20 protein-coding genes are annotated in these 21,714 nt (G+C 47.9%); 8 read left to right on the top strand and 12 right to left on the bottom strand.

The annotated features are described in order from the left end of the window. Window positions 1-21 precede the first annotated feature (21 nt). Both NOC_RS18465 and argB read left to right on the top strand, forming a co-directional pair. The gene (locus NOC_RS18465; protein ID WP_081430989.1) at window positions 22-2,523 is read left to right on the top strand and encodes a phosphomannomutase/phosphoglucomutase; all 2,502 of its coding nucleotides are present in this window, start codon (window positions 22-24) and stop codon (window positions 2,521-2,523) included. Between the two features lie 40 nt (window positions 2,524-2,563). Further along, on the top strand, window positions 2,564-3,469 hold the full coding sequence (gene argB, locus NOC_RS15865) for an acetylglutamate kinase (RefSeq protein WP_011331121.1): 906 nt from the start codon (window positions 2,564-2,566) through the stop codon (window positions 3,467-3,469). Window positions 3,470-3,482: 13 nt separating this feature from the next. On the opposite strand, the gene NOC_RS15870 is transcribed toward argB, so the two are convergent. Continuing rightward, window positions 3,483-4,178, bottom strand: coding sequence for a hypothetical protein (locus NOC_RS15870; protein WP_002814258.1), 696 nt, complete (start codon window positions 4,176-4,178; stop codon window positions 3,483-3,485). Window positions 4,179-4,220: 42 nt separating this feature from the next. Here NOC_RS15870 and NOC_RS15875 point away from each other — a divergent pair, with 42 nt between their 5' ends. Further along, the gene (locus tag NOC_RS15875; RefSeq protein WP_002813155.1) at window positions 4,221-4,976 is read left to right on the top strand and encodes a sulfite exporter TauE/SafE family protein; all 756 of its coding nucleotides are present in this window, start codon (window positions 4,221-4,223) and stop codon (window positions 4,974-4,976) included. Here the strand turns inward: NOC_RS15875 and pyrE are convergent. Then, window positions 4,966-5,628: an orotate phosphoribosyltransferase gene (gene pyrE, locus NOC_RS15880; protein WP_002812459.1), complete on the bottom strand. Its 663-nt coding sequence runs from the start codon at window positions 5,626-5,628 to the stop codon at window positions 4,966-4,968. The genes NOC_RS15875 and pyrE overlap by 11 nt on opposite strands. A 156-nt stretch (window positions 5,629-5,784) precedes the next feature. Between pyrE and NOC_RS15885 the strand changes: the two genes are divergently transcribed. Beyond that, the gene (locus tag NOC_RS15885; protein ID WP_197054485.1) at window positions 5,785-6,981 is read left to right on the top strand and encodes an AmpG family muropeptide MFS transporter; all 1,197 of its coding nucleotides are present in this window, start codon (window positions 5,785-5,787) and stop codon (window positions 6,979-6,981) included. 11 nt (window positions 6,982-6,992) lie between these two features. Here NOC_RS15885 and NOC_RS15890 read toward each other — a convergent pair whose 3' ends face one another. From NOC_RS15890 to NOC_RS15905, 4 genes are all read right to left on the bottom strand, one after another. Further along, the gene (locus tag NOC_RS15890) at window positions 6,993-7,301 is read right to left on the bottom strand and encodes a DUF167 domain-containing protein (protein WP_002812300.1); all 309 of its coding nucleotides are present in this window, start codon (window positions 7,299-7,301) and stop codon (window positions 6,993-6,995) included. Between the two features lie 7 nt (window positions 7,302-7,308). Further along, the gene (locus NOC_RS15895) at window positions 7,309-7,872 is read right to left on the bottom strand and encodes a YggT family protein (protein ID WP_002813975.1); all 564 of its coding nucleotides are present in this window, start codon (window positions 7,870-7,872) and stop codon (window positions 7,309-7,311) included. After that, window positions 7,865-8,701 (bottom strand): pyrroline-5-carboxylate reductase, encoded by an 837-nt coding sequence (proC, locus tag NOC_RS15900; RefSeq protein WP_011331123.1) that lies wholly within the window; start codon window positions 8,699-8,701, stop codon window positions 7,865-7,867. The genes NOC_RS15895 and proC overlap by 8 nt, the downstream gene beginning before the upstream one ends. Before the next feature lie 95 nt (window positions 8,702-8,796). Then, window positions 8,797-9,492 carry a YggS family pyridoxal phosphate-dependent enzyme gene (locus NOC_RS15905; protein WP_002812025.1) on the bottom strand — a complete coding sequence of 232 codons (696 nt, stop codon included), beginning with the start codon at window positions 9,490-9,492 and terminating at the stop codon, window positions 8,797-8,799. Between the two features lie 108 nt (window positions 9,493-9,600). Here NOC_RS15905 and NOC_RS15910 point away from each other — a divergent pair, with 108 nt between their 5' ends. The 3 genes from NOC_RS15910 to NOC_RS15920 all read left to right on the top strand — a co-directional run bounded on the left by NOC_RS15910 (window position 9,601) and on the right by NOC_RS15920 (window position 13,598). Continuing rightward, complete coding sequence (locus tag NOC_RS15910; protein ID WP_002813612.1) at window positions 9,601-10,638, top strand: type IV pilus twitching motility protein PilT; 1,038 nt, start codon at window positions 9,601-9,603, stop codon at window positions 10,636-10,638. Window positions 10,639-12,236: 1,598 nt separating this feature from the next. Then, window positions 12,237-12,908: a hypothetical protein gene (locus tag NOC_RS15915; RefSeq protein ID WP_011331125.1), complete on the top strand. Its 672-nt coding sequence runs from the start codon at window positions 12,237-12,239 to the stop codon at window positions 12,906-12,908. 306 nt (window positions 12,909-13,214) lie between these two features. Then, complete coding sequence (locus NOC_RS15920; RefSeq protein ID WP_002813535.1) at window positions 13,215-13,598, top strand: hypothetical protein; 384 nt, start codon at window positions 13,215-13,217, stop codon at window positions 13,596-13,598. 612 nt (window positions 13,599-14,210) lie between these two features. Here the strand turns inward: NOC_RS15920 and hemE are convergent. The 6 genes from hemE to NOC_RS15950 form a co-directional block, all read right to left on the bottom strand. Beyond that, on the bottom strand, window positions 14,211-15,284 hold the full coding sequence (gene hemE / locus NOC_RS15925; RefSeq protein ID WP_002812603.1) for a uroporphyrinogen decarboxylase: 1,074 nt from the start codon (window positions 15,282-15,284) through the stop codon (window positions 14,211-14,213). Window positions 15,285-15,324: 40 nt separating this feature from the next. Then, window positions 15,325-15,825, bottom strand: coding sequence for a 5-(carboxyamino)imidazole ribonucleotide mutase (gene purE, locus NOC_RS15930; protein WP_002812672.1), 501 nt, complete (start codon window positions 15,823-15,825; stop codon window positions 15,325-15,327). Window positions 15,826-15,874: 49 nt separating this feature from the next. Further along, window positions 15,875-18,226 (bottom strand): DNA topoisomerase I, encoded by a 2,352-nt coding sequence (locus NOC_RS15935; RefSeq protein WP_002812072.1) that lies wholly within the window; start codon window positions 18,224-18,226, stop codon window positions 15,875-15,877. 104 nt (window positions 18,227-18,330) lie between these two features. Further along, a complete protein-coding gene (locus tag NOC_RS15940) occupies window positions 18,331-18,810 on the bottom strand; it encodes a DUF494 family protein (RefSeq protein ID WP_002813185.1) in 480 nt (159 codons plus the stop codon). Further along, window positions 18,807-19,913 carry a DNA-processing protein DprA gene (gene dprA, locus NOC_RS15945; RefSeq protein ID WP_002812787.1) on the bottom strand — a complete coding sequence of 369 codons (1,107 nt, stop codon included), beginning with the start codon at window positions 19,911-19,913 and terminating at the stop codon, window positions 18,807-18,809. Before dprA ends, NOC_RS15940 begins: the two co-directional genes overlap by 4 nt. Before the next feature lie 11 nt (window positions 19,914-19,924). Next, window positions 19,925-20,962, bottom strand: coding sequence for a LysM peptidoglycan-binding domain-containing protein (locus NOC_RS15950; protein ID WP_002812894.1), 1,038 nt, complete (start codon window positions 20,960-20,962; stop codon window positions 19,925-19,927). Window positions 20,963-21,191: 229 nt separating this feature from the next. Here NOC_RS15950 and def point away from each other — a divergent pair, with 229 nt between their 5' ends. After that, window positions 21,192-21,695, top strand: coding sequence for a peptide deformylase (def, locus tag NOC_RS15955; RefSeq protein WP_002812590.1), 504 nt, complete (start codon window positions 21,192-21,194; stop codon window positions 21,693-21,695). The last annotated feature ends 19 nt before the right edge of the window (window positions 21,696-21,714 follow it).

A 21,714-nucleotide genomic window follows, 5' to 3' on the forward strand; every position in this document is an offset into this window, starting at 1 on the left:
TAAAATCGAAGGATAGAATCTTTGGCTGGTAAATTTTCCTTCTTTAGGAAGCGAAGCAAGCACTCATTACAGCCTGAAGAAAAGAAGGCATTAGGCAACTATACCTTAGCGGCTTTTTTAACCACGGGATTTATTTTCGTGGGTTTAGCGCTGCTTTTCTATCAACACTGGTTACTCTCTTCTGAGCAACAATTTAGGAAATTGATTCAATTAGAGGCTCAGCACCAGGCGGTGGCCGTGCATGCAAAAATCCGCTCCTATGCTGAAATTCTCACCTCCATGGCCCGTAATCCTGTGCTTTTACGTTTAGTCGAGAATCAAGATAAACGATTATTACGACTCAAGGAGCAAGAGTTGAAATACGCTTTTCCTGGAGCGATAGGGGTTCGGATTTTACCACCAGGGATAAATGATATTGATCAACAGGCAACGCCACCCCTAAATTATTCAAGCCTAGCCTTGTTGCGGGCGGCAGAAGACAGCAGTGGGGCAACGCTTGCGGAGATACACCTGTTAGGCCACTCGGAACAGTATGTGGCTATGGCCCAGCGCCTTCTCTCAGCGGCTGGAGATGTTGCAGGTGTTTTGTTCCTAGCCCTTGATCCCATTGTGTTTACAAACACTCTGAGCCAACCGGGTTTATCAGGCGGTTATCTGGAATTACGCCAGGGTGCGAAGCAGTCGCAAATATTTGCCAGCTACGGAAATGGGCAATTAGCGAGTACCCCTCCCCAAGGACTTATTCCTATTGAGGATAGCCGTTGGCAATTGGCCTATTGGTTATCCACGCAAGGGAAAGAAGAAGACACGCATCTTATCTTTTGGGGAGGAGTGGTTTTTGGATTGCTGGCACTAGGCATGATTTTCTATGTTCAAGATCGGCTATTTGCACGTTTCTTGCGAGAAGATCTGATTACCTTGGTGAATTTGGTCCGTGACTTGCTAAGAAGCCAACTACAGGACCGCTATAAAATCCATTTGCCCGCTTTTAAGGGAGCAGCAGCAGTCATCCAGCGTATGGCCTCGGAAAAACGGGCCACAGGGGAAACAATCGCCTCCGGGATGACTTTTAGGGAAGATGCCCTCAATGATGGAAATTTTCAAACAACAGAGAGCATGAAAGTGAAAGAACAGTCCCTTAACCAGAGCGGCCGTATCGCCGCCTCTATTTTTAAAGCCTATGATATTCGCGGTGTGGTAGGAGAAACACTTACGCCAGAGACCGTGTATGAAATTGGGCGTGCCATTGGCAGCGAGGCCCATGCGCAAAACCAACAAAATATTATCGTAGGCCGAGATGGTCGTCTTTCTGGTCCCGAATTAGCCCATAATCTTATCGAAGGAATTCGGGCAACGGGCTGTGACGTGGTTGACATTGCTGTGGTGCCGACTCCGCTGCTGTATTTTGCCGCGCAATATCTAAGCACCGGCTCAGGAGTGATGCTAACAGGAAGCCATAATCCCCCTGACTATAACGGTATGAAAATTATGCTTCGCGGCGAGACGCTTGCATTAGAAGCTATTCAGGCTCTGCGGCGCCGAATCGAAGCAGAGGATTATGCCCGTGGCGCGGGTAATCTACAGACAGTAGATGTGGTGCCCGATTACATCGAGCGGGTCACTAGCGATGTGAAACTTACCCGCCCCTTAAAAATTGTGGTGGACTGTGGGAATGGAGCCGCCGGCGAAGTTGCCCCTCGTCTATTCCGAGCGCTGGGTGGTGAAGTCAGCGAATTATATTGCGAGATTGACGGCCAATTCCCTAACCACCACCCGGATCCAAGTCAGGCAGAAAATCTAGAAGATTTGATCGCCAAAGTAAAAGCAAAGGGCGCAGATTTAGGGCTGGCTTTTGATGGCGATGGCGATCGGTTGGGGGTGATTGATTCTGAGGGCCGTATTATTTGGCCTGATCGCCAGCTCATGCTCTATGCCATGGATGTCCTTTCCCGGCACCCGGGGGCTACTATCCTTTATGATATCAAATGCTCCCGTCATTTAGATCAAGTTATTACTGAATATGGAGGCAGCCCGCTAATGTGGAAAACGGGGCATTCTCTTATTAAAGCCAAGATGAGAGAGACTGGCGCCCTTCTAGCGGGTGAAATGAGCGGTCATATCTTTTTCAAGGACCGCTGGTTTGGGTTTGATGACGCCCTTTATACGGGAGCACGCTTATTGGAGATTTTAGCCGCCGATACGCGAACCTTGGGAGAAATATTTGCTGCCTTGCCGAATGGGGTAAGTACGCCAGAGTTGCGAATAGAGATGGCCGAGGGAGAACATTTTCCGTTTATGGAAAAATTACTACACCAGGCCGATTTCCCAGAAGCTGCCGTAACCACCATCGATGGACTGCGCGTGGACTTTGAGGAGGGGTGGGGGTTGGTCCGTCCTTCGAATACCACACCTTGCTTAGTTTTACGGTTTGAGGCCAATGATGACGAAGCCCTAGAGCGCATTGAAGATAACTTTAGACGCTTGCTGCTGGAAGTTGATCCCAGCCTGGTGCTGCCATTCTAAGTGCATAAGTTAACTAGAAATTTTGGAAGCGGTTACCACAATGACTTTAACTGTTGATCATGCCATGAATATTGCCCAAGTGCTAACCGAATCCCTTCCCTACATCCAGCGTTTTGCGGGGAAAACCGTGGTTATCAAATATGGCGGTAATGCTATGGTGGATGATGATCTTAAAAACAGCTTTTCCCGTGATGTAGTCCTGATGAAATTAGTAGGGATTAATCCCGTTGTGATCCATGGCGGGGGGCCGCAAATTGGACGTTTGCTAGAGCGCGTCGGTAAACAAAGTGAGTTCATCCAGGGAATGCGGGTGACAGATAAGGAAACCATGGACATAGTAGAAATGGTTCTTAGCGGACAGGTCAATAAAGAAATTGTGAATCTGATCAATCGCCATGGTGGACATGCCGTGGGTCTCACTGGCAAGGATGGCACCTTAATTCACGCAGAAAAGCTGCATCTAACCCAGGATAGAGACGATCCGACTATCAATATCCCCGAGATCATTGATATGGGTCACGTAGGGAAAGTGAAACAAATTAATACTCGCATTGTGGATCTGCTGGTTCAAAGCGATTTTATTCCAGTCATCGCTCCTATTGGTGTAGGGGAGAACGGCCAATCCTACAATATCAATGCTGATCTAGTTGCAGGGAAATTGGCAGAAGCCCTGGGAGCAGAGAAATTAATTTTGCTTACTAATACGCCAGGCTTACTAGACAAGGAGGGTAAATTATTGACCGGCTTGAATGCCGAGCAGGTCCAGAGCTTGATTGCGGATGGGACCATATCAGACGGGATGTTACCTAAGATACAGTGTGCCCTTGAAGCAGTACATGCTGGTGTGAGATCAGCCCATATTCTCGATGGCCGGGTCGAACATGCGGTAATTCTGGAGCTCTTTACGGATGAAGGGATAGGCACCCTTATCCGTAATAGGCATTGAACCTAACTATTTCTTATCTATCGCGCAATCCAGCGCGGGCTGAGGAACCTATGGTATTGATTCTCGGCTGAGTGAGCTCCCGAAAACGCTCAAGATCCTTAATAAATTTTTGCCTAATAGTTTCTTGCTCCTGGCGTTTTTTAACGATATAGCGCCGGTTATTCATTAGGCGGTCCTTGACGGTTTGGATATTAGTAAGCAGCTGCTGGGGAAGCAGCTGACCGTTACGTTCTAAGTGAGCTGCTTGATTTTGGTGTGCTATCAATGCCTCTTGCAACGTTCTTATTTTGCCCTGAATGAGTTCGATTAACCCTTCGATGGCTTCGATCTGGCTGTTTCGGATTCGCAGCAGATCGGTTTCAGAGCCAAAAGTGGCTAGAAGTGTGCGATCATAATTGGCTTGCTCCTTGAGCCGCCGCTGCTTTTCTGCTTCGATTTGAGCGAGGCGTGCTTCCTCAACAAGTTGTTTTTGAGTTTTCGCTGGAGGGACTCGTTTAACCACTACCATTGTCTGATTATTAATAACCTCATATCCCCCCTGGACTGCCTCTGGAGGGAGATTATCACTGAGCATTTGCGTCCCATGCTCGCTAGTATAACGATAAAGCAGCCCAGCTTGAACCGAAGAGCTAAGGCCATAGAGGACGGCTAAGATAAAAAAAATGCCTAATATAAATCGAATCTGGATAATGTTGCTTACTTTAGGCATAAGACAATTCAAAAAACCTATATAACTAGATCCTTAGCCGCAATGCATTGGTTTGATCAAGGCGCTCTATTTTTTATTTCTCTGCTAGCTAATTTGTTCTCAGCCTTTAGTGGAGGTGGGGCAGGACTAGTACAGTTGCCGGCATTAATTTTTTTGGGCTTACCCTTTGGTATCGCGCTAGCAACCCACAAGGTAGCATCCGTCGCCCTAGGTATCGGCGCTACTCTCCGGCACTTAAGAGAAGAGACCTTAGAGCGACGATTTGCCCTCTTCATTCTGGCCTGCGGTTTACCAGGGGTTATCTTCGGAGCGAATGTAATTCTCAAGATTCCCGCTCGTACAGCAGAATTTGCACTGGGTTGTTTAACCCTAAGTTTGGGAATCTATTCTTTACTCAAACCGAATCTGGGGCAAGCGTCCCGCCTTTTAAACCGCCACTGGCGAGGCTATTTAGTAGGTGGCGGCGCTTTATTCTTCATCGGCATTTTAAACGGCTCTTTGACTTCAGGCACCGGTCTCTTTGTCACCCTCTGGTTAGTGAGGTGGTTTGGCTTAGACTATAAGCGGGCGGTAGCTTATACATTGGTGTTAGTTGGCTTATTTTGGAACGGTGTGGGAGCCTTAACGTTAGGATGGCTCGGCAATATCCAATGGACTTGGCTGCCGGCTTTGCTAATAGGTTCTTTGCTAGGAGGATATTTAGGTGCTCATCTTTCTATTGTCAAAGGTAACCGCTGGATTAAGCGAGGCTTTGAAATAGTTACTCTGCTCATTGGGCTCAAATTAATTACGGGTTAAAAACCCTCTCTACTCCATATTGCTTTTTATAGGCTTGCATTTTATCTAAATGTTCTTTCATTTCTGGCTTCTCTTCTAAATGGCGAATCAGATGGTCCAAGCAGGCAATACTTACCACGGGGATACCGTACTGAGCTTCCACCTCTTGGACTGCGGATTGTTTCCCTTGACCCTGTTCCTGGCGGTCCAAGGAAATCGCTACACCAGCGAGTGTAGCCCCCGCAGCATGGATAAGAGTAGCTGCTTCTCGTACTGAGGTGCCGGCGGAAATAACATCATCGACGATTAGGACCCGGGCGCCTTTAAGCGGAGTTCCCACCACTTTTCCTCCTTCTCCATGATCCTTGACCTCTTTGCGATTGAACGCGTACCCTATATCTCGCCCATATTTTTCCATCAATGCAATAGCTGTAGCCGTCACTAAGGGGATGCCTTTATAGGCCGGTCCAAAAAGCACCTCGAAAGCAAGCCCCGAGCCAGAAATAGCTTGGGCGTAGAAACGACCTAGCCGGGCTAAGCTTGCACCGCTATTGAACAATCCGCTATTAAAAAAGTAGGGACTCATCCGGCCAGACTTCAGGGTAAAATCCCCAAAGCGAAGCACTCTCTTTTCGACCGCAAACTTGATAAATTCGTTTTGATAGCTCTTCATTCGTGCCTCATAAGAAAAAGTACTATTTTACAAGCTGACTCCATGTCCTTAGAAAACTTAAGCAGTTTTCTCTTTGAGGATACAATGGGTTAATGATACTGATCCACTCTGACTATTAATGAGCGCCTCAGCTTGATTAAAGCAGGGCGGAAGTACTTGCGCGTTATTTTCTCGGGGCGCATGGTAGTGGTTTCTTTGATGGGGTTTTCCAGTGGCCTGCCCCTTTTGCTCACCGGTTCGGTATTGCAGGCATGGATGCAACAAGAAGGTGTGGATTTAGGAACTATCGGCTTATTTGCTCTGGTGGGGCTACCCTATACGCTTAAGTTCCTATGGGCTCCTTTTTTGGATCGATACTCACTCGGTGGTATGGGACGCCGCCGGGGCTGGTTGTTACGAGTGCAAATCGGGCTTATCCTCGCCCTGGTTGGGCTGAGTTTAACGGAGCCTGCCATCAACCCCATGGGGGTTGCCGCTGCCGCCTTACTAGTTACCTTCTTCTCCGCCACCCAGGATATCGTGATTGATGCCCATCGCCGGGAAAGTTTAGCTGATCATGAACTAGGTTTAGGATCTTCCCTTTACGTTAATGGCTATCGAGTAGGCTTACTATTGGCCTCTAGCGGAGGGTTAATCCTCGCCGATTATATGCCTTTTTCCCAAGTTTACCAGTTACTAGCATTAGCCATGTTAATTGGCGTATTCACTACCCTGCTAGCGCCAGAGCCGAGCATTGCTGCCGATGCTCCCAAAACATTCTACGAAGCGGTTATAGCGCCTTTTCTAGAGTATTTTTGCCGTCCTAATGCCTTTTTGATTCTACTCTTTATTCTGCTTTATAAGATCGGCGATATCATGGCGAGCCACATGAGCATTCCTTTCTATTTAGACCTGGGCTATTCCAAGACTGAGATCGGCGCCATTGTTAAAGGATTCGGATTTTGGGCTACAGTTTTTGGCGGTCTAGCAGGAGGAATCGTAATGCTACGATTAGGGATCTACCGGGCGCTATGGACATTTGGTCTGCTGCAAAGCATTTCTACCGCCGGTTTTGCCGTACTTGGCGCTTATGGTTATAGCCTGCCAGGTCTTGCTGCTGTTATTGCCTTTGAAAACTTGAGCGGTGGTATGGGAACGGCTGCTTATGTGGCATTTATGTCGAGTCTGACGAACAAGAAATTTACTGCCACCCAGTACGCCTTGCTTTCTAGTCTAATGGGGATTCCTCGCGTTATCGTGGCGGCGCCAACCGGTTTTCTTGCCGCCAGCTTTGGATGGGTGGCATTTTTTTCCTGTTGTGCTTTGATTGCAGTCCCAGGGCTGCTGTTATTACGCCGCTTTCGGTCTTGGTAATAGCTCATATTCTATCTTACTGTTTTACGAATAGGAGGAGTGATACCTGGCAGTAATTTGGTCGGTTTCTCAATACGCACCCGCTTGTCCCGGCTGGTGGCTCCCGAAAGTAGGTAGACTTGATTTCTGCTAACCTGGAAGGTTTTAGCCAAGAAGCGGAGCAGATGAGTGTTAGCTTTGCCTTCTACCGGGGGTGCGGTAATCCGTATTTTTAGCCGATCTCCATGGGGGCCAATAACTTCATCGCCCTTAGCCCGGGGCTGGAGGCGTATCTGGATGATTAACGCTTCCTGTTGCCAGCAATACCACCGAACCGCCACTAAGCAATTAGATAATACGGGGAAACCAGGGCTCAATGAGCATGGAGGCCACCTGTAGAGCAATCAAAACCACTAATGGCGATAAATCCAAACCTCCGATGGGCGGCACTAAATTCCGGGCGGGCCGCAATAGAGGCTCGGTGAGATCATATAAGAGTATGGTAACCGGGTTGTAGGTAGTGGGCGCTATCCAGCTCAGAATAACTTGGATAAAAATGGCGATTTTGAAAACATCAAAGGTCAGACTGACTAGATCGCCGATGCTTGCCAGCAACAGCACGGGTAGTGGAGGTACGCTTAGGGCCAAACTTGAAATGATGGTTAATTTAACCATCGTAAGTATAAGAAGCAGGAACATGGAAGCCGTATCAATATTGCCCATAGGGGGCAAAAAACGGCGCAGGGGACGAAGGAGGGGCTGAGTAATAGTAATTAGAAACTGCGCCACCGGATTACGAAAATTGGCCCGTACCCATTGTAGCAATAGGCGTAGCATTACCGCCAAAATATAGAGGCTAAAAAGGGTATTAAGAAGAAAAATCAAGGGGATAGTTAAATAATCGTTAGGCATGCTTATTTCCAAGTTCTTGGGCTAGCTCTCGGGTGCGGTCACGGGCAGCTTGCAAGGCGCGAGCAAAGGCTTCACGGATGTTGGCCTCCTCCAAGGTAACAATAGCTCGCTCAGTAGTGCCCCCCGGTGAGGTAACTCGCTGCCTCAAGCTAGCGCAGCCTTCTTCGCTCTCCAAGGCCATTTTAGCGGCCCCAAAGGCGGTTTCAAGCGTTAATAAGCGCGCAGTATTAGACTCCAGACCCAAATCAATAGCAGCTTTTTCCATTGCTTCCATGACTAAGAAGAAATAGGCTGGCCCGCTGCCCGATAGAGCAGTCACCACCTCCATAAGACTTTCGTCATTTAGCCACAAGGTTAGTCCCACCGCTCGCAGCACAGACTCCGCCGCTTGCCGTTGATCTGGGTTAGTATGGGGGTTGGCAAATAGGGCCGTGGCTCCCGCCTGAACCAATGCCGGAGTATTAGGCATCGCCCGCACGATAGGTACCGTATCTCCTCCAAGCCAAGCCTCTAGATCCGAAGTCCGAATTCCCGCAGCAATAGTGAGCCAAAGGGGATGAGAAGGGGAAACTACATTTTTAAGCCCAGTGACTACGCTTCTCAACTGTTGGGGTTTAACCGCCAGCACGATTATAGCTGCGCCTTGCACTGCCTGGAGATTATCGGGAGTAGTATTGACGCCGAAACGCCTATGAAGGGCGTCTAACTTACGCCGATCCGGATCGGCGACCCAGATATTCTGGGCATCATGGTTACCCGCAAGTAAGCCACCAATGAGACTCGCCGCCATATTGCCGCCACCAATAAAGGCAAGGGTTTGTTCGCTCATGGATTCACTTTTTGGCTCCATTCCGAATACTGAGTGTATCCTATAATATAGGTTAAGACGAATATTACAGCAGAATTTTGCTAAAACACCTTAACTCAACGATCTTTTCGTGGCCGGGAACCGAATATTGCCGTACCGACCCGAACCAGCGTGGCACCTTCCGCAATAGCAGCTTCTAGGTCATCCGTCATGCCCATGGATAAACTGTCTAGCGTGAGGCCCTTCTGACGAAGACCCTCCCACAGCTGGTGCAAGGTTCGAAAAGGCCGGCGTTGGGCTTCAAGGTCAGAATTAAGAGCGGGTAAGGTCATCAAACCCCGCAAGGAAAGCCGAGGCATTTCAACAACCGCTGTAGCTAATTCAGCAAGTTCCTGAGCCGTGGTGCCAGATTTAGAACTTTCACCACTAATATTCACTTGCAAACAGACGTTTAGCGGCGCTAATTCCGGTGGCCGCTGTTGGCTGAGACGCTGAGCGATTTTTAGACGGGCAACGCTATGAACCCAATCAAAGTGGGTGGCGATATCCCGTGTTTTATTGGATTGAATTGGACCAATGAAATGCCATTCCAAACCTTCTGTTTCCAATTCTTTAATTTTTGGTAAAGCCTCCTGGAGATAATTTTCTCCAAAAGCCCGCTGCCCACAGGCTACCGCAGCACGAATTGCGGAAACTGGGCAGGTTTTGCTAGCCGCTACCAGGGATACACTTCCCTTAGGACGGCCAAAGCGCTGTTCAGCCTGGGCGATGCGGGTATAAACTTCTGCTAATTGCTGTGCAATCTGAGTCATGTTTTGTACTTGATGCCTCCTCGCTAAGGTTTAGCCATTTTAAGTTTGACTGAGTCCAGCCGATATTCCCAATGAAACCGGCAACTCGTCAATACCTAAGGAAAATCTATGGATATCGCTGAACTACTTGCCTTTAGTGTCAAGAATTCTGCCTCCGATTTACACATCTCGGCGGGCCTCCCGCCAATGATCCGAGTAGACGGCGACGTGCGCCGAATTAACTTACCGCCTATGGAGCACAAGGATGTCCATGCCATGATCTACGATATCATGAATGACAAGCAGCGTAAGGATTATGAAGAATTTCTGGAGACCGATTTTTCCTTCGAGATCCCTGGATTAGCCCGTTTCCGCGTGAATGCGTTCAATCAGAACCGCGGGGCAGCGGCGGTATTCCGCACCATTCCCTCTCAAGTACTCACCCTTGAAGAACTCGATGCCCCCGCCGTATTTAAGAATATCGCCGATAATCCCCGAGGGGTGGTGTTAGTGACCGGGCCTACCGGCTCTGGAAAATCAACTACCTTAGCGGCTATGGTAAATTATAAAAATGAGAATGATTTTGCTCATATTTTAACGATCGAGGATCCCATCGAATTCGTCCACGAAAGCAAAAAAAGCCTGATTAATCAACGGGAAGTCCATCGGGATACCCATGGCTTTAGCGAAGCTCTGCGTTCAGCATTGCGGGAAGACCCTGATATTATTCTGGTAGGTGAGCTGCGAGATCTTGAGACTATTCGTCTCGCATTGACAGCGGCAGAGACGGGGCATTTAGTCTTCGGCACTTTGCATACTAGTTCTGCGGCAAAGACTATTGATCGTATTATCGATGTGTTTCCTGCTGCGGAGAAAGACATGGTGCGCTCCATGCTCTCCGAATCCCTGCGGGCCGTAATTTCCCAGACTCTCCTTAAAAAATTTGGCGGTGGACGGGTTGCTGCCCACGAAATCATGATTGGCAACCCGGCCATTCGTAATCTCATCCGCGAAGACAAGATCCCACAAATGTATTCTGCTATCCAAACGGGCCAAGAGGCAGGTATGCAGACTCTGGATCAATGTCTGTCAGGGTTACTTCGTCGCAATATCGTCACTAAGCAGGAGGCAGCTAAGAAAGCCGTAAGCAAAGAGCTTTTCCAGTAGATATAAACCCGGCAATTAGACTTGAGCGTCTGATATTTCGCGTTTAAGCTATCCTGAAGCAGAGATAGCATTAGTCTTTTTATTGGATTTTCAGTAGGGTGTTTCCCTGTTTAAATACCCCAGTTACAAGATAAAAAATATGCCGATTCTATAGGTAACGAAAGGATGTCAATAATGACGCATCCACAAGTTGCAGACATGCTATACCAGATAAAACCTGAGCCTTACGGAAACCACACACATCGGCATTGGAAAAGGCCAGGGAGGTATGACGCCCCCCAGTGAGCGTGCGAAGTGAAACGGCGCGCCGAACGCAAGGGCCAAGATTACTTGCGTTTCGCCATGAATTCGCGCTATGATTTTCTCGCTCTCGGAGCCTAGGACCCAAAGTCAAAGCGCGTGGAGCAGTCAAAACCCCAAGACCAAGGTCATACCTTCGTCGAGGACTGCTGAGAAACGCGAATTCTCCACGCCGATGAGGTTTTGTAGGAACAAAACCGCTATCCGTCATGGCGAAACTCCAATTTATCTACTGATGTAACAAGGGCGTTTGGAAAAGGCTATGGGAAGTTCTGATTAACAAGCCTGATTACGAAGAGCCAATGATTGATGCTAGCCATTGCAAAGTTCATCCGTACACAATGAGATACAAAGGGCGCCGATCAGGGGATGATTGCCGCCATTCCGCCCCGTAAAACCATCTTCCTGCTCAAACACAGTCAATGGGGTAAGGGATAATGTTCACACCCATCGCAAGCGGAAGAGATACCGGGGAAAAGTCAAAAACTTTCCACGAAAAACCCAACTGTGAGCTAGAAATATTCGCCCATCAGGAGAGTTTGTGGGCGAATTTTGGTCAGGTATCACTCTCACGCCAGAATAAGTATCAAAGCCTATTGTAAATATGCCGGAATGGGCTCCTAAATCCGTAGCCAAGAGATATTGGCCCAAAGCTCGATGGGCCCCCTGGCTTTTACGGCAGCAAGGAAGGAGATGCTTCCCATTTCCTCCACCTTCATCAGCTTACCTCTACTATTTCCCTTACCTCCTTTTCAGCTCTTTCCCTAGGGATTAGCTAAATAGAATCCTACTATAACCTTTTATCTGTCAAACTGGGGTCAAGCTATTGATTGTTGGTTGAACAGACTGCGGTAAAATTAATAGGTCATCGAAAAATCATAGTTAGAAAGGGATAACCTGCAAGGAGCAATAATATTCCTCCTACCCTTACATCTGCTAAAGAGGTAATGTGGTACCTAAAAAAGATCTGACTTATTATTACGGATTATTTCCTTAAGTGAGATTTCTACATTCTTACTGCGGAATACCTAAAAACCCTAGCTTTACTAGATACGGGGTTTATTAAGGGAGGACACCATAGAGGGTGGAATAGCGTATCAGGGAGTCAGCGCTACAACGAGGGTCAGTTATCAAAGGCAAATGGAATGTAAGTGGTGAACATGTGCTGATTGGACTGGAAGAGCATATTAACTTGCAGCCATATCGTAATGATGAGATAGCTGTGATCTGACCCAGAAATGATCAACCTGCTCTCCTGCTCCGAAGGGGGTGGGCAGACCAGAAAGGCAGGAGTAAAAATGAAGACAGTAATGAAGAAATTATTACAGAATACCTCTTTTTTTATAGCGGCTATCTTTTTTTGTACACCGTTTGCGTGGGCACAGGATGAAGATCCGGTACAGGAACCTGAGCTTGGAATACCATGCGTGACAAAAGCTAAAGGATATGCAGTACATTTTACCGCTTATCAACGAACAGAAATGGGGGAGAAGGAAGAAGAGGGAAAAAGAAAGCTAGAGTTTCAACGTTTTTGTCATAATCTACCCGCCACCGGTACAACGCTTATTACCATTGATCTCGTAGATCACTATACTAGGAGTCGTCCGGTGGCACTCCGGATTGTAGAAGCAGCGCCAGGCGAAGAGCGAGGTACGGTAACAGAAACGCGTACGCTAGCAGAGCTCCCTGAGAAAAACTATCGTGCTGGTCTGCTGGAAACACAGGTGGATTTTAACAAACGAGGCTTATATGCCGCTGTCCTAACTATAGGGGGGGAAGAGCTCAGTATCCCTATCCGGGTAGGGATAGAAGAAGAGGCTTCTTTGGCGCGGCGTTTACTGCCTATCATTTTTGGCATCTTGATACTTGCTGCACTCGGCTATGCTTTTTACCGCTTTAGAAGCACAAGCGGGGAAAAAGAAAAAATAAAGGCTAAAGAAGAAAAATCGGAAGGGAAGGACAAAGATTAATTTATAACCAACGTTTTTATCGTATAGAATGCTCCGATCTCCTGGTCAAATTAAGCTGATAAATAGCATATAAGTATCTCGGTAAAATTTATAAGAGAGGAATAGGTGGTTAATTTTGCACTATTCAACTGCTTCTGCAGGCCAGTAAGCACGAAGAGGAGTGTAGCAGCAGTAATAAACTAGAAACTTAAAATATTTATTCCTTAAATTTCCATCAAGATACTTAAAGTAAAGCTTTGATATAATTACGAAATCTACCTGATCAGGCGATCGGAGCCTATTATTCTTAAAGTATTAAGGTAAATCATGAAATTAAGGTGGTTAGTTTTAGCACCGTTATTATTTTCTACGGCTTCATTGAGCGATATGCTTGAAGATCGGGGTATTGTTCAATGGGACGTTGATTCAAGGAATTACTTAGAATGTTCTGAGAAAAATATGTTCTTGAGAATACTCTGTGAGCCAGTTGAGTTTATCGGCAATATGGGGGCTCGCTGGCCCATCAATATTCTTGAAGAAGGCGGATTTAGCGCAATAGATTGGGGGCATACTGCAGGAGATAAAGTTCCCGTATTAGGCCATATTTTAGGCGGAGCAGTAGGGCTGGGGGTAGGTGCCTTTAAGGGTGTAGGAGAAGGCTTCATTTATTCATTTCCAGCAGTGATTGAAAAACCGGGGATAATCGATTAAAAAAATGGATTGCGCTTGAGTTCTGTACGTTAAAGGGATGGGATCATACTTGAGGCGCTCTTTTCCGAAGCAGGAAGATTATTCATTTAGTTGACTGTGCCGGTTCGATCTCAGAAAATCCCGTAGGGATCAAACCCTTTATAAATTTAGTGGTAGCATTTGCTACTGACATTGGGCAGCTGGCTGGCATACTGCATACGTTCAGCTTTCATGCCGTAACAAATATGGTGCTTGAGATCGGGGACCTAGCTACACTGGTGCCCTTGGCAGTCCCATAGGTTTTTTTGACTAGCATCGAACAGGCCGCCGGCATTTCACCTAACACCTAAATTTGTAAGCTAACGGCCATCAAGGTTAGTTGGGGTCAGTTTGGAGTTTGGTGATCGAGCAACCCTTCTTTAATTATGAAGCATTGAGCGGGATTTAAGACTATCAAATCGCTCCATGAAATGCTCGCTTCCATTAGCATATCTTTTTTTTAATTTATAGCTAAGAACCTATTTTATTAAAAACTCCTTTGCCATTTGCTAAAATTTTATTCACTAGAAAAACTCAGCGATCTCCAAAGCTTTTCTCGCAGGTAAAAAGTTGTTTGCATGAGGTCCTCTCTATTCACTCCTCATAGGTATGATACGGCACACTCAGTTCATGGACCGCATCCACAAGGGCCGCTACTTTCTCAGGCATCACCGTAGGATGTATGCCATGCCCAAGGTTAAAAACGTGGCCGCTACCAGCACCATAAGCTTTAATGATTTCGCTTGCCTCCTGGCGTACCCGTTCGCTGGAGGCATAAAGCACGCAAGGGTCCATATTCCCTTGCAAGGCGACTTGTTTTCCTACCTGCATTCGCGCTTTAGCAAGGTCCACAGTCCAATCAACCCCTAAGGCATCACAGCCCGTCCCAGCCATTGTTTCCAACCAAAGCCCTCCCCCTTTGGTGAATAAAATTACCGGTACTTGACGGCCTTCATTCTCCCGGACTACGCCTTCCACAATCCTGGCCATATAAGAGAGAGAGAAGTCCCGATAATCACGGTGACTTAACGCTCCACCCCAAGTATCGAAGAGCATCACGGCCTGGGCACCCGCTGCTATCTGGGCATTAAGATAGACTGTAACAGCCTGGGCAAGAATTTCTAGTAGGTGATGCATTACTTGAGGATGCTCAAACATTAGTCCCTTGATTAGGGCAAAATCTTTGCTTGATCCCCCTTCCACCATATAGCACGCTAAGGTCCAGGGACTGCCAGAAAAACCGATGAGAGGCACGCGCCCATCCAGCTCTCTTCGGGTTAACCGCAGAGCTTCCATGACATAACTTAAATCCGATTCTGGATCTGGAACTCCAAGGGCAGAGACTTGGTTTTTAGTTCTTACCGGCCGTTCAAAACGAGGCCCTTCACCTTTGGAAAAATACAATCCCAACCCCATGGCATGCGGAATGGTGAGGATATCGGAAAAAATAATAGCAGCATCCAGGTCAAAGCGACGCAGCGGTTGCAGGGTCACTTCGCAAGCTAGCTCTGGCGTTGTACATAAGGTCAAAAAATCCCCAGCTTTAGCACGCACTTCCCGATATTCCGGGAGATAACGCCCCGCCTGGCGCATAATCCAAATCGGGGTTCGATCCACCGGCTGCCGCAACAGTGCCCGGAGAAAACGATCATTTTTTAACTCAGCCATGGGTAATAATCACTCCATTAAATCAAGACCCTAGAGCATTTCAGGAATGGTGCTCCAAAACATTAGCTTTGGCGAGGATAGCATCAGCCATGGCTTGGCGATCCGAAAGAAGACGCTGAGCTAGAGCGGTATCTGTGATTCCTAAAATTTGGGCTGCCAAATAAGCGGCGTTTTTTGCCCCCGCTTTACCAATAGCCACACAAGCCACGGGAACGCCTCCGGGCATCTGTACCGTAGACAATAAAGCGTCCATCCCCTTTAATGGCCCCCCCTCCATGGGCACCCCAATTACCGGCTTTAGGGTATTGGCGGCAACAGCGCCGGCAAGATGAGCTGCTAACCCAGCCGCAGCAATAAACACCCCACAGCCACGGGCATCCGCTTCTTTGACATAATGGGCGGTAGCCTCTGGAGTTCGGTGGGCAGAACTGATCCGCACCTCAAAAGGCACTTCTAATGTTTTTAATACGTCCAAGGTAGTCTGCATAATAGGTAAATCCGATTCCGATCCCATCAGCACGGCAACAAAGGGGTTGTTCATCTATAATCCTCTTACAAAATAAAAACTTAACTCTATCTTAACAGGGAGTTCAACCTTTGGCTTTCTTCCGGGTTCCGGCTTTGCGGCGCGCCCGTTTCACTGGTGCTTCATTGATAAGGGCTTGCGCCTGCTCCAGACTAAGTGCCTCAGGTGCTTGCTCCTTGGGAACCCGGGCATTGCGCTCACCATCAGTTACATAAGGTCCGTAGCGTCCATTGAGCACTTGAATCCCGCTGTCGGGAAAGACCTTAATCACCCGATTGGCATCAGCCTGTTTCTTCTCCTCGATAAGCGCTAACGCCCGTTCCAAAGAAATAGTATGGGGATCTTCTCCCCGCAGAGAAACATATTTATTATCGTATTTCACATAAGGCCCAAAACGCCCAACATTAACGCTAACCTGTTCGCCCCCTGGCGTAAACCCCAGCTCTCGCGGTAACTTAAACAATGTCAGCGCTTCTTCTAAGGTAATAGCATCCATTTTTTGGCCTGGCTGCAAACCGGCAAAACGGGGCTTTTCTTCATCCTCTTTGGAACCAATCTGGATATAAGGCCCATAACGCCCCATGCGCACCGATACCGGACGACTGCTTTGGGGATCAATTCCTAATTCCCTGGCTTGAACAGCTTCTTCCCGGCTAACGTTTTGTTCTTTTTCTTGTATCCGTGCAGAAAATGGTCCCCAAAATTCCTCCAGCACCGGAATCCAGACTTTCTCCCCGCGGGAAACGGCATCTAGCTCATCTTCTAAGCGAGCGGTAAAATCATAGTCCACATAGGAATTAAAATGCTCTGTCAGAAAGCGGTTAACGACCCGTCCCACATCCGTTGGCTGGAAACGTTTATTTTCCAACACAGCGTAATCCCGCTGCTGGAGAGTTGAAATAATAGTGGCATAAGTAGAAGGCCGCCCAATACCGAATTCTTCCAAGGCACGTACCAAACTGGCTTCAGTATAACGGGGCGGTGGCTCGGTGAAATGCTGCTCCGGGCGTATCTGTAAGAGGGTTACTCTATCTCCTTCCTTCATGGGGGGCAACTTCCGCTGTTCCTCTTCTCCTTTGATATCATCCCGTCCTTCCTGATATACGGCCATAAAACCGGGATCAACCACCGTAGAACCCGTAGCTCGAAAAATATGACCGCTAGCACTATTGCCCCCCTCTGGGGCTAATTTCTGCGTATTTAAATCTACTGCCACAGTATCGATAGTGGCATGCTTCATCTGGCAAGCAATCGTGCGGCGCCAGATAAGTTGATAAAGCTTGAACTGTTCGGGTTTTAGGTGGGGTTTGAGCGCCTCGGGAACCCGATATACCGACGTAGGCCGGACAGCTTCATGGGCCTCTTGAGCATTCTTGGCCCGAGTTTTAAAGGTTCTCGGTTTAGCCGGTAAGCCACTTTGACCAAACCGCTCTGTAATAAAATTGCGAATTTCCCCCACGGCCTCATTCGCCAAATTAACCGAATCAGTCCGCATATAAGTAATCAGGCCTATCGCTCCATCCCCGATATCAACCCCTTCATAAAGCTGTTGGGCTACACTCATAGTCCGCTTAGTAGAAAAACCAAGCTTACGGGAGGCCTCCTGCTGTAACGTAGAAGTAATGAAGGGTGCCGCCGGATTGCGACGACGCTGCTTACGCTCTACCTTAATCACCCGCAACTCGCCTGATGCCGCCTTGGTCAGCCGATCCACGAGCGCCAAAGCTTGATCCTTACTTTCAATATCAAACTGGGCTAATTTCTTACCATCCAAATGGGTTAGTTTGGCAACAAACTCTTGCTTGGACGCCGCTGCATCTGCCTCCAACGTCCAATACTCTCGAACTTTAAAGGCGTCTATCTCTTTTTCCCGCTCGCAGATTAAACGCAGTGCCGGGCTTTGCACTCGCCCAGCAGAGAGACCGCGGCGAATTTTTTTCCAGAGCAACGGAGAGAGATTAAACCCTACCAGATAATCTAAAGCGCGCCGTGCCTGCTGGGCATTAACCAAATCCAAGGAAATATCACGAGGATGAGCGACAGCCTCGTTAACCGCCTGTGAGGTAATTTCGTAGAACACTACTCGCTGGATAGCTTTATCCTCCAAGACCCCCTCCTCCTTAAGAAGCTCGAGAAGGTGCCAAGAAATCGCCTCCCCTTCCCTATCTGGATCAGTGGCCAGAAGAAGAAAATCAGCACTTTTCAATGCCTTGGCAATAGCATTCACATGGCGGCCATTCTTTTCAATGGCCTGATACTTCATTTTAAACCCATGCTCAGGATCGACCGCGCCCTCCTTGGGCATCAAATCCCGCACATGTCCATAGGAAGCCAGCACTTCAAAGTTTTTCCCCAAATATTTCTTAATAGTTTTAGCTTTGGCTGGGGACTCCACAACAACCACATTTTTACTCATTGACTATCCTCTGAAAACTCAAAGCCCGCAGAACGCGGGCATCAAGCAAACTCATAAGGCTAGTTCCCGCACGCTCTCGGCGCGAGGCCAAGCAAACCCAAGCATCAATGCAGAAGATCGCTGACCTCATCAAAGACCAAATCTTCCATCCAGGCGTAGGCCGCCTCCTGTCCTGGCTGATGGGATAACACCATCAGAATAACCCACTTAAGATGTTCCAAGTCAAAATCTTCCGCCTCTAGCGCCATCACTCGATCAATAATTAATTCCCGTGTCATAGAATCCAACACGCCAACTTGTTCTAAAAATAACAGAAAACCACGGCATTCCGTGTCTAATTTCTCTTTTTCGTGCAGCGTAAAGATGCGAATCGATGAGTTGGTCACCGGAAACCGCCGTGGCTCGCTTTGCTGCAACAAGGCCAGTCCTTCCAACCAATCAAACGCCTTTCCTATTTCCGCATGGTGAAAACCCGCCTCTGTCAGCTCTACTTCCAATGATTCCTTCGTGGGCTGAGACTCAACCTCGCTATCCATATAGTTCTGAAATAGGTACATCAACACATCGAGCACATTTTCTTTCATGATTGGCCCTCTTTACCGCATCGGAGGTAGCGTCCTCCAGGCAATGCCGTGATGCGGCCTTGTAACTCTAATATTAAAAGCATGGAGGAAACCGCTTCTGCCGTCAATCCACAACGCTCAACTAAGAGATCTATGGGAAGAGGATCATAACCTAAGCAATCCAGTAGAAGTTGATATTCCAGATCATCGGTTGATGCCTCTATTTTTTGGGGCGCTTCCTGGCATTGGAGGTTTGGTATTGCGCCTGCCAAAGATCCCAATTCCTCCCAAATATCTTGGGCGGCTTCCACTAGCTTGGCACCCTCTCGGATAAGATGATGACAGCCCCGGGCGAGGGGGTTATGGATAGAACCAGGGATAGCAAATATCTCCCGCCCCTGTTCCGCGCCTAGGCGGGCTGTAATGAGAGAGCCACTTTGTAAAGCGGCTTCAACCACAAGAATACCCCAGCTAAGGCCGCTGATAAGCCGGTTACGGCGTGGGAAATTCTGAGGTAACGGAGGAGTTCCAATGGGGAACTCTGATACTAATGCCCCGCTCTCGGCAATGGCATGAGCCAAGGCATGATGACGGGCCGGATAAACTCTGTCTAGCCCGGTTCCCGCCACAGCTATCGTCGCCGCTTTTGCAGCTAGCGCTCCCTCATGGGCGGCAGCATCAATACCAAGCGCCAGCCCGCTACTAATAACTAAACCTGAATTGGCCAGATAGGTAGCAAACTGCGCAGCAGTTTCAGCCCCCGCAGGGGAAGGATTGCGGCTGCCCACAATTGCTAGTTGGGGTAAAGAGAGCAAGGACGGATCACCATGGACGAATAAGATGGGAGGCGGGTCGGGAATCTCCCGCAGTAGCGGCGGATATCCTGGATCGGCCAAAGTGAGCAAATAATGGTCTGGCTGCTCCAGCCATTTTAGATCCTGCTCTACCGCTTTCCAATCAGGTTGCCGCAAATAATGCTGGATTCCATCGCTAAGGCCCGCCAGCCTTTCCGGGGAAGTAAATAAGGCAGTCGGCGAGCCATATTTCTCCAAGAGGCGGCAAAAACTGACACTGCCGACACCAGGAGCGCGGTGCAAGGCGAGCCAGTAGGCTCGTTCATCCATGGAGCTATGGTTTATGGATTACGAACAACATCATACACATGAATGGCCCGCTCCGCCCCCATCATCAACCCATAGCTGATATGATTAAAAGCACGAAAAACCATGATCACCCCTGCTCGTTCATCAGGTAACCGAACCTTGTCCTCCGGTAAACGGCTGATAGGATCACGCACAACTCTGCCTGCCTGGTATACGGCAAGCACCGTCCCTTTTTCCATGCCATCCTCAACACCTAAATTCAACGCCACAGCCTGATACTGGCCAATTTGGGAGACTCCATCTATCACAGCGATAATTTTGCCTTCTACGGGAGTCGGTGATGCGTGAGGTAAAAAATGCTGCTCAAATTCCAAATCACTTGTTGGCAAGAGACGATCACCGACTAATATCTCCCGGGTAGAGTTTTGAATACTCAGGATAGCGGGATCACCAAACCGCTGTATATTAGCATCGGCAATAAAAAGAGCCTCATAACCTAAAATTTTAGAGGGATGATCTGGATCGCGATAGACTTCCCCTCCACGGTAAATCCCATATCTTATTATAGCCGACTTGCTTAGACCGCGGACATAAATTTCATCTCCTGCTCCTAAAATCAAACGCTCTTCAGTTCCCGCTACTACATAGGGAGCATTATCCAAAGTCTCTTTACTGACTACTCGGGGATGCAACAAGAACTGCTGAATAGCATCAATAGGAATGGTGGGAATCGCCTTCTCTAGCTTGCTGGTTCGAACCGCCGGCGACATCTTATAACTAGGAAGTCCTCGCTGAAGCTCCAATACAGGGTCACCATTTTCACGGTAGCTTAAAAAAATAATATCGCCAGGGTAGATCAAGTGAGGATTATTAATTTGCTGATTAACCTGCCAAATATCCGGCCAACGCCAGGGATCTCGTAAAAAGCGGCCTGCAATATCCCACAGGGTATCGTCACGAACTACCTCATAGCGTTGGGGGGCATCTGGATTAAGGGTAACCGGCTCTCCCCAAACACTACTTGTCATAGCGTATAAAAACATGATACTTATTAATTTTTTAAGATTCATTGGCTTCTCTGAATAAATCTTAGCGGAGTCCAACGACAACTGTGGGCCGAAAGAAGGCGCTCATCCTCAGCGGCCCAGTAGCACCGTTACCGAAACATCAAGTATTATGGCGACATGGAACCTTTGTACTTTAGCATTGCCAAAAAGTAGTAATGGCATGAAGATTACCCACATTACGAAAAAGTAACAAAAGACGTTAATTTTTATCCTAATTTTTGGTTAAAGACCTATGGCGATACTGAACATACTGCATTACCCAGATCCCCGATTGCGGCGGAAAGCCCAACCTGTGGCTGCCGTTGATAAATCCATAAAAAAGCTTGCCGATGATATGCTGGAAACGATGTATCAGGCTCCAGGTATTGGACTTGCGGCAGTTCAAGTCAATGTTCCTAAACAGGTAGTAGTTATTGACATTTCCGAGGATAAATCCTCTCCGCTAGTTCTCATCAATCCTGAAATTGTGGCGCGGCAAGGAAAAGCTGAAAGCGAGGAAGGATGTCTATCAGTACCTGAAATCTTTGAGCCAGTTACCAGGGCTGCGGAAATTACTGTCCACTACTTAGACCGTGAGGGTCAAAAACAAGAACTCCAAACCCAGGAGCTGCTCGCTACCTGCATTCAGCATGAGCTAGATCACCTGGAAGGAAAGCTTTTTATCGATTATTTCTCTACTCTCAAACGTCAGCGTATCCGGAAAAAAGCGGAAAAACGGCAGCGTCTATCCGCCTAAAACCGTTTAAAGTAGCGAT

The sequence above is a fragment of the Nitrosococcus oceani ATCC 19707 genome (assembly GCF_000012805.1).
GTDB classification, from domain to species: Bacteria; Pseudomonadota; Gammaproteobacteria; order Nitrosococcales; family Nitrosococcaceae; genus Nitrosococcus; species Nitrosococcus oceani.

Bases quoted from the DNA above. Each gene is read 5' to 3' on its own strand.
- argB (WP_011331121.1), top strand. From the start codon at position 2,564: ATGACTTTAACTGTTGATCATGCCATGAATATTGCCCAAGTGCTAACC.
- NOC_RS15870 (WP_002814258.1), bottom strand. From the start codon at position 4,178: ATGCCTAAAGTAAGCAACATTATCCAGATTCGATTTATATTAGGCATT.
- NOC_RS15875 (WP_002813155.1), top strand. From the start codon at position 4,221: ATGCATTGGTTTGATCAAGGCGCTCTATTTTTTATTTCTCTGCTAGCT.
- pyrE (WP_002812459.1), bottom strand. From the start codon at position 5,628: ATGAAGAGCTATCAAAACGAATTTATCAAGTTTGCGGTCGAAAAGAGA.
- NOC_RS15895 (WP_002813975.1), bottom strand. From the start codon at position 7,872: ATGCCTAACGATTATTTAACTATCCCCTTGATTTTTCTTCTTAATACC.
- proC (WP_011331123.1), bottom strand. From the start codon at position 8,701: ATGAGCGAACAAACCCTTGCCTTTATTGGTGGCGGCAATATGGCGGCG.
- NOC_RS15905 (WP_002812025.1), bottom strand. From the start codon at position 9,492: ATGACTCAGATTGCACAGCAATTAGCAGAAGTTTATACCCGCATCGCC.
- NOC_RS15910 (WP_002813612.1), top strand. From the start codon at position 9,601: ATGGATATCGCTGAACTACTTGCCTTTAGTGTCAAGAATTCTGCCTCC.
- NOC_RS15915 (WP_011331125.1), top strand. From the start codon at position 12,237: ATGAAGACAGTAATGAAGAAATTATTACAGAATACCTCTTTTTTTATA.
- NOC_RS15920 (WP_002813535.1), top strand. From the start codon at position 13,215: ATGAAATTAAGGTGGTTAGTTTTAGCACCGTTATTATTTTCTACGGCT.
- hemE (WP_002812603.1), bottom strand. From the start codon at position 15,284: ATGGCTGAGTTAAAAAATGATCGTTTTCTCCGGGCACTGTTGCGGCAG.
- purE (WP_002812672.1), bottom strand. From the start codon at position 15,825: ATGAACAACCCCTTTGTTGCCGTGCTGATGGGATCGGAATCGGATTTA.
- NOC_RS15935 (WP_002812072.1), bottom strand. From the start codon at position 18,226: ATGAGTAAAAATGTGGTTGTTGTGGAGTCCCCAGCCAAAGCTAAAACT.
- NOC_RS15940 (WP_002813185.1), bottom strand. From the start codon at position 18,810: ATGAAAGAAAATGTGCTCGATGTGTTGATGTACCTATTTCAGAACTAT.
- dprA (WP_002812787.1), bottom strand. From the start codon at position 19,913: ATGGATGAACGAGCCTACTGGCTCGCCTTGCACCGCGCTCCTGGTGTC.
- NOC_RS15950 (WP_002812894.1), bottom strand. From the start codon at position 20,962: ATGAATCTTAAAAAATTAATAAGTATCATGTTTTTATACGCTATGACA.
- def (WP_002812590.1), top strand. From the start codon at position 21,192: ATGGCGATACTGAACATACTGCATTACCCAGATCCCCGATTGCGGCGG.